General features: G+C 70.6%; 14 protein-coding genes. 10 read left to right on the top strand and 4 right to left on the bottom strand.

Translation table 11 applies throughout. From position 1 onward, the window contains the following. The 9 genes from NIE111_RS16460 to NIE111_RS16420 all read left to right on the top strand — a co-directional run bounded on the left by NIE111_RS16460 (position 1) and on the right by NIE111_RS16420 (position 10,578). Positions 1–618 carry a helix-turn-helix domain-containing protein gene (locus NIE111_RS16460; protein WP_238685236.1) on the top strand — a complete coding sequence of 206 codons (618 nt, stop codon included), beginning with the start codon at positions 1–3 and terminating at the stop codon, positions 616–618. Beyond that, positions 615–1,367 carry a hypothetical protein gene (locus NIE111_RS16455; RefSeq protein WP_238685235.1) on the top strand — a complete coding sequence of 251 codons (753 nt, stop codon included), beginning with the start codon at positions 615–617 and terminating at the stop codon, positions 1,365–1,367. Before NIE111_RS16460 ends, NIE111_RS16455 begins: the two co-directional genes overlap by 4 nt. Positions 1,368–2,673: 1,306 nt before the next feature. Further along, positions 2,674–3,393, top strand: coding sequence for a hypothetical protein (locus NIE111_RS16450; RefSeq protein ID WP_238685234.1), 720 nt, complete (start codon positions 2,674–2,676; stop codon positions 3,391–3,393). Positions 3,394–3,718: 325 nt separating this feature from the next. Beyond that, positions 3,719–4,312: a hypothetical protein gene (locus NIE111_RS16445; protein ID WP_238685233.1), complete on the top strand. Its 594-nt coding sequence runs from the start codon at positions 3,719–3,721 to the stop codon at positions 4,310–4,312. Positions 4,313–4,767: 455 nt separating this feature from the next. After that, on the top strand, positions 4,768–5,631 hold the full coding sequence (locus tag NIE111_RS16440) for a major capsid protein (protein ID WP_238685232.1): 864 nt from the start codon (positions 4,768–4,770) through the stop codon (positions 5,629–5,631). Positions 5,632–5,946: 315 nt separating this feature from the next. Next, positions 5,947–6,414 carry a hypothetical protein gene (locus NIE111_RS16435; protein WP_238685231.1) on the top strand — a complete coding sequence of 156 codons (468 nt, stop codon included), beginning with the start codon at positions 5,947–5,949 and terminating at the stop codon, positions 6,412–6,414. A 162-nt stretch (positions 6,415–6,576) separates the two neighbouring features. Then, entirely contained in the window at positions 6,577–6,885 is a 309-nt protein-coding gene (locus NIE111_RS16430) for an HNH endonuclease (RefSeq protein ID WP_308193688.1), read from the top strand. Positions 6,886–8,481: 1,596 nt separating this feature from the next. Further along, complete coding sequence (locus NIE111_RS16425) at positions 8,482–8,664, top strand: helix-turn-helix transcriptional regulator (RefSeq protein ID WP_238685229.1); 183 nt, start codon at positions 8,482–8,484, stop codon at positions 8,662–8,664. Between the two features lie 75 nt (positions 8,665–8,739). After that, the gene (locus NIE111_RS16420; RefSeq protein WP_238685228.1) at positions 8,740–10,578 is read left to right on the top strand and encodes an NHL domain-containing thioredoxin family protein; all 1,839 of its coding nucleotides are present in this window, start codon (positions 8,740–8,742) and stop codon (positions 10,576–10,578) included. 33 nt (positions 10,579–10,611) lie between these two features. On the opposite strand, the gene NIE111_RS16415 is transcribed toward NIE111_RS16420, so the two are convergent. Genes NIE111_RS16415 through NIE111_RS16405 form a run of 3 tightly spaced genes read right to left on the bottom strand, consistent with a single transcriptional unit; the run spans position 10,612 to position 13,038 of the window. Next, positions 10,612–11,361, bottom strand: coding sequence for a LamB/YcsF family protein (locus tag NIE111_RS16415; protein WP_238685227.1), 750 nt, complete (start codon positions 11,359–11,361; stop codon positions 10,612–10,614). Continuing rightward, a complete protein-coding gene (locus tag NIE111_RS16410) occupies positions 11,345–12,307 on the bottom strand; it encodes a 5-oxoprolinase subunit C family protein (RefSeq protein ID WP_372488350.1) in 963 nt (320 codons plus the stop codon). The genes NIE111_RS16415 and NIE111_RS16410 overlap by 17 nt, the downstream gene beginning before the upstream one ends. Beyond that, complete coding sequence (locus NIE111_RS16405) at positions 12,205–13,038, bottom strand: 5-oxoprolinase subunit B family protein (RefSeq protein WP_238685225.1); 834 nt, start codon at positions 13,036–13,038, stop codon at positions 12,205–12,207. Before NIE111_RS16405 ends, NIE111_RS16410 begins: the two co-directional genes overlap by 103 nt. A gap of 107 nt (positions 13,039–13,145) precedes the next feature. Between NIE111_RS16405 and trhA the strand changes: the two genes are divergently transcribed. Next, complete coding sequence (gene trhA, locus NIE111_RS16400; protein ID WP_112601190.1) at positions 13,146–13,823, top strand: PAQR family membrane homeostasis protein TrhA; 678 nt, start codon at positions 13,146–13,148, stop codon at positions 13,821–13,823. A 600-nt stretch (positions 13,824–14,423) separates the two neighbouring features. Here trhA and NIE111_RS16395 read toward each other — a convergent pair. Beyond that, positions 14,424–14,711 (bottom strand): DUF6458 family protein, encoded by a 288-nt coding sequence (locus tag NIE111_RS16395; RefSeq protein ID WP_238685224.1) that lies wholly within the window; start codon positions 14,709–14,711, stop codon positions 14,424–14,426. Positions 14,712–14,796: the final 85 nt, after the last annotated feature.

Raw genomic sequence — 14,796 nt, 5'->3', positions numbered from 1 at the left:
GTGTCCATCGAAGCCGTCGCCTGGGCGCTGAACGACGCCCCGGACGTCCCGCCAACCGCGCTCGTAACCCTGCTCGGCCTGGCAAACCATGCTCACCCCGACGGCCGCGCCGCGTGGCCGTCTCAAACCCGGCTCGCCCACTATGGCCGGAAGGGTGTCCGCGCCGTTCAACGTGACCTCGCCGAGCTAGAGAGTCGGGGCCTGATCCGGCGAGGCAACCAACGCCACGTTCAGCACATGCCGGCAGACCGCCGGCCCGTCGTGTGGGACCTCGCGATCGAGCGCCGCCGCGAGACCCCGGCCGAGCTGAGCAACCTCGCCGAACCGCAATCCGGCCGCCCCGTCGAGCTGATCGAGCCTGTGGATAACCGAGGCGTCGTCAGCGTCGCCCCGGTCCGACGGCACGTCGCCGAGGACGTCACGACGCGTCGCCCACGACGCAACGACACGTCGTCCACGACGTACGAACCGTCCTTAACCCTTAAAGAACCATCCCCACGCGCCCGCTCCCTTCGGGGCGGCGTCGCGCTCCCGACCGACCTCCGCGCCGGGCAATGTCCGAAGCACCGGGGCAGCCCCGGCCCGTGCCGCGCTGAAGCCCTCGGGGGTATCGCATGAACCGCGCTGAGCGCGCCGAGGGCGCGTTGCTGGTCCTGATACTGCTCGTTGTCGGCGCGGCGGCCGGCTGGGCGAGCTTTAGCCACGTACACGCCTGGACGATGGCGAACAGTCCCAGCGGGACGCCAGAAGCCTTCGGCTGGGTCAACGCGTGCGTAAGCGAGTTGGTCCCGGTGGCGTCGCTGCTGGAAATCCGGCGACGGCGTCGGGCGGGCTCGCCGACGGGGTACCCGCTCGCCCTGCTGGTCGGGGCGGCGTGCCTGTCGCTCGCCGCTCAGCTCGCCGTGGCAAAGCCGGGCGTATCTGGCTGGCTGCTGTCGGCGGTGCCGGCGCTCGCCTTCATGGCCCTTGTGAAGCTTGTGTTCGCCCGGACGCCAGCGGCACCCGCCCAGCCGCTCGCCTCGGTGCCAGTACCGGCACCCGCCCCGGTGCTGGTCACCGTCCCGGCGTCCGCCCCGCCGTCGCCCCGGCCTCGCCCGCGCCCGCCCGTCATTCCGCCTGGCGTTCGGACGCTGCCGGTCGTCGCCCGTGTCGGCACGACGCCGACGACGCCCGGCCCGATGGCGGCACCGCCCACGACCGCCGCCAGAGTGTCGGCGGTGCTCGCCGAGACGCCGGGCGCGACGCCAGCTCAGGTGGCGGCACGCCTGGGCGTGTCCGAACGCACCGCCCGCCGGTACATGCCCGCCGACACGACGCCGACACGACGCCGACAGGCGGCACACCCGAAGGCACTTCTGCCCGCCTGACCCGCCCGCCTGGGCCGCCGCACCCAGCGACGCTGCCGCCTGTGCGCTTGGGCCAGAGACCGTAGTTGATCAGATAGAGGCCCGGGGGGTGGCACTTGCCACCCCCCGAGCCGGTGAAACGCCGACAGGTAGAAGTCTCCGGCTCTGCGTTGACTCATTCCTAAGGGCCGCTACAGTTGGGGTGTAACGCGACGCAAAAAAAGAGCGTTACACCTTGTTGCAGGCCAGTCGCCTAGGGCCTGAGAACTCACGGCGACGGCTTGACGCTGGTGGAGTGGGTCTGCCTACCTGTTGGTTCAGGTGGGCCCACCCCCGGATGAGTCGGTCAGGATCACGACCAACATCACCATGTAGTAGATGATCTTCAGTGCGGTTGCTGCTGCGTCGCCCGCTTTTCTCAACCAGTCGGCGTTGAATCGCGGACCACGGCCCGACAAGCGGGCCCGATGTTTTCCCACTTACCACCTCCCAAGGTCCAGGGACTACGGACCTTCCGTCGTCCCCGCGCGCGCTGGGGACGTGCCGTAAGAGGTGGTGGGCATACTTAAAATCTAGCCGGCAGGTACGGCGCGATCTGAGCAACACCCCTCGATGTACCTCCTTCATCCTCCTCAATGGAGACGATACAGGCGCTGGACTGTTGGCCGAACCCAACCTGTAGGCAACTTACGCCCGTGTGGCTACTACATGTGCTTCTCACATTGCAGTGGTTTCGCGAACCCGGGTCAAGTTGAGCGGCGTCCCCGGCGCGTCGTCACCCGCCCAGCCATCGGCGCGGCAGCGAGCCGCCGGCCGGAGCGGGCGTCGCCCTGGACGACGCCGAGGAGGGCGGGAGTTACGGAAGGCGTCACGCGTGACGTTCGAACGTCACTCTCTATTACTTCTTTTGAGCTTCTTCTCCTCCTCTAGTAGCAGTAATAAGGGATGACGTCAGAACGTCACGCGTGACGCCTTCCGTAACTCCCCATGCCGTGCCCTCAGCCGTGCCCAGGCCATCGCCGCCGTGAACAGTCCGGGGGCACCTGGCCGACTAATCCTGTGACGGCATCCATGAACACCTGCCGGCCCGCTGGCCCACTACTTAGGTGTCACTCCAACGTGCCCGCTGCGCGGCGCCCGCCGCCGTGGCGAACCGACGGAAGGAATAGCCGTGGCTAACGCCGATGGCCCCTTATTAGCTCCCGCTGACGCCCTGGCCGCCTTACGCGACGGGGGCCGGGCCCCGTCCCGCGCTGACGCGCCCTGGCGACGCCGCCTGGCCGCCGGCTACACGGTCGAGATCCCCGCACCCCGCGTCCTGGCGCGTGTGTTCGCCGGCTTGGTCCTGGCCGACGGTCACGACCTTTACGCCGACGGAGGCGCGATCCTCCGCCGTCGCGCTGGCGAGACCCGCGACCCGGGCCCCGAGGACTTCGCCGTCCTGGCCGAGGAGTTGCGAGCCGCGCTGGATGTCCTCCCCGACCGAGACGACGCCGGCCGCCCCTACGTGGACCTCCGGAAATACCTCGACGACGGCGACCCGCGCGAGTTAGCCGCGTACATCCGCGAGACCGTCCGCGCCGTCCGCATCGCGGCTCAGCGCTGGCGTCCGAGAGTCGAACGCCGCGACCGTCCAGCCCCGCTGACCGCGACCGAACGCCAGCGCGTTTCCCGCGATCGCCGACGCGCCGCCGAGGTCGAGTCGTCCCGCGCGTGGCTTGTGATCTGGCGAGAGGAAGCCGAACCCGGCGAACGCATCACCGCCCCAGACCTGTACGGCCAGGCCGCCGCCGACGTTGCCGGCTGGGTCGCCGACTACGAAGCCGACCCGGAAGCCTGGGCCGAGGACGCCGAGGACGGCGATTACCCGGCTAACCCGGCGGTGCCGGGCCCGCGCACGTTCTACAGGGTCGCTGACGCCGCCCTCGGGGGCCGCAGGACCGGGACGAGGAACGTCCGGTACTACCTGGCCCCGGCGGTCGCCGCCGAGCTTTACGACCTGGCCGACGAGATGCACGCCGCACGGGAGAGGTTGAGAGCCGCATGAGTCCAGACCACGCGGACATATTCGCCGCCGCAGTCCTACAGCGCTGCGCCGAATTGCTGTACGCGGAAATGCGCCCGCAAGTCGACGCGACCGCCGCCGAACGCCAGCGGCGCAAATCCGCGGGACGTCCTGCCCCGGCCGCCGGCCCGTCCGGCGCGTCCGTCGTGAGTCTGAACGCCTACAGGATTCGGAAGCACGCCGCCGCCTAACCCCGCGCTACCCGCACGCCCTCGGGCCCGCCGACCTCGGCGACCTGGGGGCGTTCGCGTTCCCCGCCCCGGCCGCCGCTGACCACGGCGACCGCTCTCCCTGGATTGGACCCGCTATGACTTCCCTTGACCGCTCAAGCCCGCGCCTGTGCCAAGCGCCGGGCTGTACGAACACCTTCAGCCCTGGCCCGTCAGGGCCGATCGGCCGGGCGTGCTCGGACGCCTGCCGGAAGCGTTCGGAGCGCATCGAGAAGCGGGGGCGACAGGCATTACAAGCGGCCGGGGCCGCAAGCCTCGCCGACGTCATGGGTTACCTGTACGGCGAGCCGGACGCGCCGCAGCCGGACGACTGGACGCCGCTATCGGGCGCGCTGGACGAGTTCGCCCCGGCGCTGCTCGAAGAGTTCCGCGCCCTGGCCGCCGAGGCCGACGCCGTCCGCAACGGTCCCGCCGGCCTGGCCGCGCTGGTCGAAGAATGGCCCCTCGGCATCGTGCCCGGCCGCCGGGGCGTGCGCCGGTCGCCGATCGAGCGTGCGATCTCCCAGCTTCCCGGCGGGGCGTTTCACGGTGCGGGCTACGGGATCGAAGGCGACGCAGTCGGCACCTTTGACCCGCGCCGGCTGACCCGCCGCGACGAGGGCGACACGTCGCCTGGCGTCGGTCGCGTGATCGGTGACCGGGCCGGCGCGTCCGAGTTCGTCTACAGATAGCGGGGTGACCGGCCGAGACTCCCCAGGGGCTTTCTCGGTCTGGGCCGGTCTCCCGCGACAACTTCCGCCTGTGACGGGCGGAAGGGTCATCGGGTGCTGTGGTCGCGATTGGTCGGGGCTGACGGTTCGTCGGTCCCGGTCCGCGCCCGCCCGTGGCCCTCAACGACTTCCCGCTTCGGCGGGAGGGCCTTCAGGGAGGTCACGGCCGCCCCGGCGACGACCGGCCTAGTCAACCGCGAGCCGGGACGGCCACTCCCTCCCAGCCGCTCACTGCCGAGGCAGCGCCCAGCACCGAGCACCCCTCACGCCCTTTCGATCCTCCCGCGTGCTGCGCAGAGCGCCCCGCGACGGCTGATCCCAGGTTGGGCGACCCGTTTACCTCAACCTGAAAGCGAACTTTCATGCCTAACGCTTTTCTCAACGCCGATCACATCGCGGCCCTCGCGGTCGAGTTGGTGAAGAAGGATCTCGTCCTCGGCGAGCTGGTCCACCGCGATTACGCGGCCGAATTCGGAGGCGGGACCGGCGAGACCATCCGCGTCCGAGTGCCGGGTGCACTTCCCGCGCGGACCCGCGCCGGGTCGGACAAGACGACCGCGCTCGTTGACGATGAGATCGCCGAGCAGTCGATTCCCGTCACGCTGAATACCCTCGCTTACTCCTCGGTCCTGATGTCCGAGTCGGACATGAGCCTGAACCTCGAAGACTTCGGGCGTCAGGTTCTCCTCCCGCAGACGACCGCCATTGTCTCGTACTGCGAGCGGACCATTCTCGCCGCGATGCAAACGACCCCCGACACCGTCGGGATCAGCCTGGACGCCACCGCCCCGGCGAAGATGTTCACGAAGATCCGCACCACCCTGCGGAACGCGGGCGTCCCGGCGTCGATGCCGATCCGCGCCGTGGTCGGTACCGACGTCGCCGCCGCCCTCCTCGACGGCCCGGCTGGCACCTGGGACGCCGACGGATCGGCGACCGCCGAGGCCGGTAAGGCGATGGGCCGGGTCCGGGGTATCTCGATCTACGAGTCCAACCGGCTCGCGGCTGACGAGGTGATCGCGTTCGTCCCGAACGCCTTCACCCTCGCGGTCCGTGCCCCGGTCATGCCGCAGGGCGCGACCACCGGCCGCAGCTTCGCGGAGAACGGCTTCGCGCTCCGCTGGATTGCCGATTACCTCTCGACCCAGGCCGCCGACCGGTCGCTTCTCGCGACGTTCGTTGGCGCGAAGGCGATGCCGCTGCCGATCGTGAACGAGACGACCGGGGCCGTGACCCTGACCGCGAACGCCGGGGCCGTGCGGGTCCTGACCGCCGCCTGACCGACACCGTCCGGACGCCAGTAGCCGCCCCCGCTACCGGCGTCCGGGCGGCCCCCCTTTTACCCATTAACCGAAACTTTCGGGAGAGACGCATGGGCCGATGCGAATGGTGCGGCGACCAGCTACCTGACGACAGCCGCCTAGACCGACGCTTCTGTACGGACTCACACCGAGCACAGGCAAGCCAAGCTCGCCGCCGACTCGCCACTGACCAGGACTTCGCGCGCTTCGCCGCGTTCTTCGCCGAGGTCGGTACAGCCGACCAGATCGCGGCGTGGAACGCCCTCACCGACCCTCAAGACTTGGAGAACCTCAATGCCTGAGACCGCCCCCGCCGCCGAGACCGCCGGCCAGCCCGCCGCACACGTCGACTGGCACGGCGAGTTCGACCCCGAGCGAGCCGGTCGCCTGGTCGCCGCCCTCCGCAGCGACGTCGCCGAGCTTAAGGACCGGCTCGCCGCGAAGGATGCCGAGTTGGGCGCGAGCGCCGGCCGCGTCGCCGAACTTGAAGGTGAGATCCGAACGCGAGACCTGGCCCAGGTCCGCGCCGACGTGATCCGCCGTCACCAGATCCCCGAGGCCGCCGCCGAGTTCGTGACTGGCGAGACCGCCGAGGACATCGAGGCCAACGCCGCGAAGGTCGCGAGCGCTTTCGTCGCTACCGCCCCGGAGGCGATGCCCGGTCTGCCCCGCCCCGCCCTCACCCCGGGCCGCGCGGCGAACGACGCCGGGAACGTCTACGACCCGCGCGAAGTTGCCCGGCGCATCGCCTCGTCGAACTGAATTCAGGAAGACGACGATGGATTTCCTCACCGCCCGCCGCGCCCTCGTCAGCGCGCACTGGCGCTGCGAACGGCGACGCGCCGGCCGCCGCTGCCGCCGGCTGACGCGGTACGTCGAGACTGACCCCGGGGGTGCTGACGCAACCCGGGCCGTCTGCGCGCAATGCCGGGGGTCACGATGAGCTGGGAGGGGTCAGACCGAGGGGCCCGGCTCCCGCGCGACTGGTCCCGGATCAGGGCCCGCGTCCTTCGGCGTGACGGCCGCCGCTGCCAGATTCCCGGCCCGTCTGGCGTCCGGTGCGGGGAGCCCGCGAACGAGGTCGACCACATCGCCCCCGGCGACGACCACCGGCCCGAGAATCTTCGCGCCGCGTGCCGTCGGTGCCACGCCCTGAAGAGCAGCCGCGAAGGCAACGCATCGAAGTCGGTCCGACGTCGACCATCCGAGCGTCACCCCGGCGACCTCACCTAGCGTGACGATACATAGACCCTGGGGGATGGCCCCTTTGACCCCACGTCCCATCACCGGGCGGCATAGCGCCTCCCTGTCTGTACGGGCATAGAGGTCGTAACAGGAGGCACAACGGCCGCGCGGGGTGCACGCTCCGTAACCGCTGCCGAGAGTGCCCCTCGGAGCGTCGAGGAGTTCGCGCCCTGGCCCGAGTTGCTGCCCGTCTAGATCGGCCGCCTACGGTCGCCCGTGAGGGGGTAGGAAGGCCGCCCTCGCAGCGCTGACGAACGCCCTCGCTTAGCTGGCTTCCCCGCCGGACAGCGGGGGCGTTTTTGCGTTTCTGGCGTTAGCAACCCGCGTCGCGGCTCCTTCAGGCCCAGTGCTCGCCTCAGCGACGCGGTAAAAAGCGGTCTAGCCAATCATCGCAACTTTCTAGCCACCGGTTCAAACGCTTGTCTGTACGCATGCACCAGTCCACAAAACGCAATAACATTGGTCCGCCTGGCCGTGGGGCTCTCAATCGCGCCCTTACTGTGCCGTGGGCGGTGTGCGCTCTAACCGAAGCCTGGTCTTTCCGGCTGAACTCGTGGCCAAGTGCGCTATCCAGCGGCTGCGCGGACAAGCACCAGCGAGACGAAGAGCCGGATAATAGTCGGTGGGGAAGCTCTGGGCCCTCCAGTATCTGCGCTCCCAGATGCGTACCAAGGCCGTCCCGTATCGGATTGTCCGAAGTGATCCCGACTGAGACGCACAATTCGTCGATTGTTACGTCCGCTCGCCCTGAATTAAACACCGCGATATGTAGACGCCGCCCCTCTGCGCCTTCCATGATGAGGGCCCTCGCCTTTGTGCGTGGTCCCGCACTACGCCAAGCCATAAAAGCAACGATCATTGACGCGGTTGATATCACCGGCCCATACCACGCGAGGAACTTCGCCACTGACACATGGTTGCACCGGCCGTCAACATTGAACAGCCGCGCCGCGACGCCGACCGACGCAGCCCGTAAGGGAAACGGCCTGGCGGGGTGCGTGCGCGACCAGCTCCCGGCCGCAAACCCGTCGATGCCTCACACCGCGTCACTAGGACGCCCTTTCGGCGGGCCGCTCGGTCGAGTGCCGCCACGTCTCGACCCCCTCACGGGCACCGACAACAGGAACCGCGCGTACAGGTCGACCACCGGCACCATCGGAAGGTCGTTCACGGCGGTCACGAACTGGCCCGCGAGGTAGGTCGCCGCCGCCCAGGGGTCCCCGGCCGCGAGCGTGGTCCGCGCGTCGGGGCACGGGTACGGCTGTTTACATGCCTCGCAGTCCCACGCGGGGCGCTCCGGCCTGTGGGCGCTCACCAGTGCCCGCCCGCGTTGGCCCGGAACGGGTGCGGCTCTGGTTCGGCTGGGGCCGGCACTCGACGGCGGTCCGGGCACGACCGCCAGGGCAGGCCACACACGCAGCGGCGAGACCAGCGCCGTCGGCGGTGAAGGAGATCGGACGGTATCGGCTTCGTCGCACGGCGTAGACGCATACGCTCGACCATGGCGGACCCGTAGGCAGGTCGTCAACCCCCTCGGTGACAAGTTGCCTACCCGTGTCACCGGATGGTCCGACCGTGCGCGTAATGGCCCTTTCGGAGGTCGCCGACTACCTCGGCGTCTCCCGCCAACGCGCCGCGATCTTGGTTGATCGCCCAGACTTCCCGGCCCCGATCGAGACGTTGACCGTCGGCCGCATCTGGGACGCGGTCGAGGTCCGCGCGTACGCCGCGACGCGCCGGGAACGCAACGAAGGCGGCGGGGGCTAAGACGCCTCGACGCTTTCTGTCGCCCGGGTCACGACGACCGATACGGAAAAGCCTCGTCGTGGCAGGCTGGCAGACATGGGAACGACAGCGCGTGTGCGTGCGCCGGAACTTCGGGGCCGGCAGTGGCTCAACACAGGTGGGCAAAACCTGACATTGCAGGATCTTCGAGGTCGCTGCGTCTTGTTAGATTTCTGGACGTTCTGCTGTATCAACTGCCTGCACGTGCTCGACGAGCTGCGCCCGCTGGAGGAGAAGTACGGCGACCTGCTCGTCGTGATCGGCGTGCACTCGCCGAAGTTCGAGCACGAGAAGGACGCCGACGCCCTCGCCGCCGCAGTGGAGCGGTACGGGGTGCACCACCCCGTACTCGACGATCCTGAGCTGGACATGTGGCAGCAGTACGCGGCCCGGGCCTGGCCGACCCTGTCGGTGATCGACCCCGAGGGTTACGTGGTGGCCACCATGGCCGGCGAGGGGCACGCCGAGGGGCTGGCCCGACTGATCGACGAGTTGGTCGCCACCCACGAGGCGAAGGGCACCCTGCACCGGGGGAACGGCCCGTACGTCCCGCCGCCGGCACCGGAGACCGCGCTGCGCTTCCCGGGTAAGGCGGTGCTGCTGCCCAACGGCAACCTGCTGGTCTCGGACTCGGCCCGGCACTCCCTGGTCGAGATCGACCCGGACGGCGAGACGCCGGTGCGTCGGATCGGCTCGGGCGAGCGCGGCCGGGCGGACGGGCCGGCCACCGCGGCGACGTTCTCCGAGCCGCAGGGGGTGTGCCTGCTGCCCACGCACGTCGCCGAGGTGGCCGGCTACGACCTGGTGGTGGCCGACACTGTCAACCACCTGCTGCGCGGCGTACGGCTGGAGTCCGGCGAGGTGGTCACCGTGGCCGGCAGTGGGCGGCAGTGGCGCGCCGAGGTCGACGACCACGCCCACGACGCGTTCGCCGTCGACCTCTCGTCGCCGTGGGACCTGGCCTGGTACGACGACAAGCTGATCATCGCGATGGCCGGCATCCACCAGCTCTGGTGGTTCGACCCGATCAAGCGGACCGCCGGCATGTACGCCGGCACCACTGTCGAGGCGTTGCGCGACGGCCCGCTGGCCGAGGCGTGGATGGCCCAACCGTCGGGGCTCTCCGTCTCCGCGGACGGCACCCGGCTCTGGGTGGCCGACAGCGAGTCCAGCGCCGTCCGGTACGTCGAGAACGGTGTGCTGGGCACCGCCGTCGGGCAGGGCCTGTTCGACTTCGGGCACGTGGACGGCCCGGCGGAGTCGGCGCTGCTCCAGCACCCGCTGGGCGTGTGCGCGCTGCCGGACGGCTCGGTGCTGATCGCGGACACGTACAACGGCGCGGTGCGTCGCTTCGACCCGGCCAGCAACCAGGTCTCCACAGTCGCCGACGGGTTGGCAGAGCCGAGCGACCTGGTGCTCACCCCGTCCGGTGAGGTGCTGGTGGTGGAGTCCGCCGCGCACCGGTTGACCCGGCTCGCCCCCGGTGCCCTGTCGGCGGCGGGTGCCAGCACTGTGGACGGGCCCCGGCGCCGCACGGAGCGCAAGCCGACCGACGTCGCCGCCGGCGAGGTCACCCTGGACATCGTCTTCACGCCGGCGCCGGGGCAGAAGCTGGACGAGACGTACGGGCCGTCGACCCGGCTGGTGGTCTCCGCGTCCCCGCCGGAACTGCTGGTGGACGGTGCCGGCACTGGCACCGAACTCTCCCGCCGGTTGGTGCTCAACGGCGAGGTCACCGCAGGGGTGCTTCAGGTGACCGCGCAGGCGGCGACCTGTGACGCGGACGTCGAGCACGCGGCGTGCCACCTGACCCGGCAGGACTGGGGCGTACCGGTCCGGGTGGTCGACGGCGCGGTGACCCGGCTGCCGCTGGTGCTTCGCGGCCTGGACGCCTGACGCGATCGGAGGGGCCCAACTGGGCCCCTCCGGTCAGGCGAACGGGGCCAGCGTGATGTCGGCGTCGATCAGGGTGGCGCGGACGAGTTCGGCTGCGGAAACCGCGCCCGGGGTGTCACCGTGCACGCAGATCGAGTCGACCGAACACGGGATGACTGTGCCGTCGACCGCCACCACGCTGCGTTCGGTGGCCATCCGCGCCGCCCGTTCGGCGATCTGCTCGGGATCGGTGATCACCGCGCCGGGGGTGCCGCGCGGCACCAGCGCCCCGTTGGGCAGGTAGGCGCGGTCGGCGAACGCCTCGGCAACCACCGGCAGGCCCGCGCCCACGGCGAGTTGGGCGAGCGTCGAGCCGGGAAGGCAGAGTACTGGCAGCTCGGGGTCGTAGCCGCTGACGGCGGCGACCACCGCCGCCGCCTGGGACTCGTCGGTGCTGGCCGCGTGGTAGAGCGCCCCGTGCGGCTTGAGGTAGCGGACCCGGGTGCGGAACAACCGGCAGAACGCGTCCAGCGCCCCCAACTGGTAGGTCACCTCGTCGCGTAGCTCGGCGAAGTCGTACGCGATGTGCCGCCGGCCGAAGCCGGCCAGATCCCGGTAGCCGACCTGCGCGCCCACCGCGACCCCGCGCCGCGCGGCGCCCTCGCAGACCCGCCGCATGGTGGACGGGTCGCCGCCGTGGAAACCGCAGGCGACGTTTGCGGAGGTGACGAGGCTCAGCAGCGCCTCGTCGTCGCCGAGTCGCCAGATGCCGAATCCCTCGCCCAGGTCAGCGTTGAGGTCCATGGAATCTGACGGTAGTACCTGGCCGGGCCTGCGCGAGCGGGGTCACGTCGGTGACCACCCCGATGACTGGGTATCCACCGGTGGTCGGGTGGTCCGCGAGGAAGATCAGGGGTTGTCCGTCCGCCGGCACCTGCACCGCACCGAGCACGAGGCCCTCGCTGGGGAGTTCGCCGACCACCGCGCGGGGGAGCGCCGCGCCGGCGAGCCGCGCGCCGACCCGGTTGCTCACCGGGCTGATGGTGTACGCGCTGCCGAAGAGCCTGTCGAACGCGGTCGGCGTGAACCAGTCCTCGCGAGGACCGGGGACCAACGTCAGGTGCAGCTCCTCAGGCGGCGTGGGGCACACGGTCAGGTCCACCGGTGCGGGGGTGCCGACCGGGTCACCGAGCGGCAGCAGGTCACCGTCCCGTAGCCGGGGCGGGCCCAGCCCGGAGAGGGTGTCGGTGGCCCGGCTACCGAGCACTGGCGACACGTCGATGCCGCCCGCCACCGCCAGCCAACTTCGTACACCCCGCAGGGCGGGACCGATCCGCAGCACCGTCCCCGCCGGCACTGTGAGCGGGCGTCCGGTGTCACCGGGTCGGACACCCGCCTGGACGGCGACCTCGGCGCCGGTCACAGCCACCGTCGCCGCCCGGGTCAGCCGCACTGTGCAACCGGTCAGGGTGATCTCCAGGCCGGCCGCCTGCTCCGGATTGCCTACCAGTCGGTTGGCCAACCGCAGGGCACCCGGGTCGAGGGCACCGGACCGCGGTACGCCCAGGTGCGCCCAACCCGGCCGGCCCAGGTCCTGCACCGTGGTGAGCGCACCGGCGCGGAGCACCTCGATGGCGGCCGCGTGGGTCACGCCGCCACCATCCGGACCGTTGTGCCCGGACCGAGTCGGGCCGGCGGGTCGGCGGCCACGTCGAACAGCACCAGGTCGGTCCGACCGACCAGCAGCCAGCCGCCCGGGGAAGCGCCCGGGTAGATGCCGGCGTACGGGCCGGCCAACGCGACCGAGCCGGCCGGCACCCGGGGACGGGGCGTGGCCAGCCGGGGCAGCGCCAACTCGGTGGGCAGCCCGGTCAGGTAGGGGAATCCGGGGGCGAATCCGCAGAAGGCCACCCGGAACCGGGTGATGGTCAACCGGTGCCGCACTGCCGGCACGTCCACGCCCCAGTGCTCCGCCACCGCTGGCAGGTCCGGCCCGTCGAAGATGACCGGTACGTCCACGTCCGCCGCGCCGTCGGCTCCGTCTCCGGTCGTGGCGCTGTGGGCGTGGGCGTGGGCGTCGGCTCTGGCGTGGGCTTCGGCTTTGGCGTGGTCTTCGGCTTTGGCGTGGGCTTTGGCGTGGGCTTTGCCGTGGGCGTCGGCGTCGGCGTCGGCGTCGGTGTTGCCGTCGGTGTCGGCGTCGGCCTGATTGGGGCGGATGGTCGCGGTGGTGACGGCGGGCGCCCATCGGGTCAGCTGCTCGGCCGTGGTGGTCGGGTCGGGCAGGCCGTCGAGCAGGACTGTCCGGGCCGCCGGCACGATCTCCACGGCGATCAGGTCGCCCCGCTCCCGACGCCGCCACAGCTCGGCCCGCCACGCTTCGACAAACACGGCTTCCGGGATGTCGGCCGCGGCTTCGGGGGTGTCGGCGGGGGTGGTGCAGTCGAGTAGCAGGGCGTGCGCCCCGACGGGCCGGATCCGCATTCGCTCATCCTCGCCGATGTCGAGTCGATCCGGTGTTCACGTTGACGGTGCCAGGTGTCACCAACGCCACTACTTACAAGTAACCTACGGTGCCGTAACCTGACTGGGTGACCACCTCCGCCCCGCTTCGCCTGAAGCCGGTCGACATCGGTAAGCCCCGGATGCGCGGCTGGCTACACACGTACGCCTTCTTCGTCGCCGTGGTCTGCGGCATCGTGCTCTGCTCGATCGCCGCGACCCGGCCGGGGTGGGCACCCCTGGTGAGCTGCCTCATCTACAGCCTGACGGTCTGCGGGCTCTTCGGCACGAGCGCGCTGTACCACCGTCGTGTGTGGTCAGAGCGCGGCTACCAGGTGATGCGCCGGATGGACCACTCGATGATCTTCGTGTTCATCGCCGGCACGTACACACCGCTCTGCGCGATGCTGCTCGCCCCCCGGCCGGCCACCGTGATGCTGGCCCTGGTCTGGGGCGGCGCGCTGGCCGGCGTGGCGGTCAAGGTGATCTGGCCGCATGCGCCGCGCTGGGTGTCCGCGCCGCTCTACCTGGCGCTGGGCTGGGTGGCGGTCGCCATGCTGCCGGAGATCCTGCACGGGGGCGGCGTCGCAGCGCTGGTGCTGCTGATCGTCGGAGGCGCGATCTACAGCGTCGGCGCGGTCTTCTACGCGTTGCGCCGACCCAACCCGTGGCCGACCGTCTTCGGCCACCATGAGTTCTTCCACGCCTGCACGCTGCTGGCGGCGCTCTGTCACCACATCGCGATCTACTTCGCGCTGTTCGCCTGACCCGAACGGCCAGGACGCAGGGCGCGACCCGAACGGCCACGACGCAGGCGCGACCCGAACGGCCACGACGCAGGCGCGACCCGAACGGCCACGACGCAGGCGCGACCCGAACGGCCACGACGCAGGCGCGGCCCAAACGGCCGGTGCACAGGCGGCCCAGCGAACGCAGCCCGGCGTGAACGCACCCTGGCGCGAACGCAGCCCGGCCTCCTGGTCCCGGCAACGCCGCTCGGCGCGAACGCAACGGCGGCAGCCGCGATGATCGTGCTCGATCAAGGATGTAGTGGCCTCCCTGGCACCCGAGAGCCCTATTTCCTGGATCGAGCGCGATCTTCGGCCGATCACCGCTCCCGGGCGGGCCCCGGCATCGGGCCCGCCCTCAAGATCCGCGCAACATCGGGGAAACTGCTGCCTCGCCGCACCCTCAGGCAGCAACTTCCCTGAAAGTGTGCGGATCTTGGCAGGGGGTGGCGGGACGCCGGCGGTCCCGGCGCAGACGCGAGCCGAGCGCAGACGCGAACCGGGCGCAGACGCGAACCGGGCGCAGACGCGAGCCGGGGCCCCGCGACGCTGCGGGACCCCGGAGTGTGTGGGCGAGGATCAGACCGGTCGGCCCGGCCGACGCACCTCGCGGTACTCCTGCATGACCTGGTTGTCCTGGACCGGCACGACCCGGTCGGCCACCACGCGCTCCTCGCGAACCGGAGCGGCCACCACCGGGCGGCGGCGGCTGTTCCAGAAGTAGAGGGTGGTGAGCAGGCCGGCGACGCCGGCGAGCATCAGCACCCAGCCGACCACGGCCAGGTCCAGCCAGCCCAGGTCGGCCTCCACTGCGAATGCGAAGATCGCGCCTAATGCGATCAAGAAGATGCTGCCACCAATGCCCATGTCTCGCTCCTCGGCTCTAACGTCGCGCCGCGGCCGTCGGTAGGGGTGCGGCATCCATCGACTTACCCAGGCACGGAGATCGCCA

Source organism: Micromonospora hortensis (assembly GCF_022230935.1).
Lineage (GTDB): Bacteria > Actinomycetota > Actinomycetes > Mycobacteriales > Micromonosporaceae > Micromonospora > Micromonospora hortensis.
This window is presented reverse-complemented; position numbering and strand designations above follow the sequence as displayed.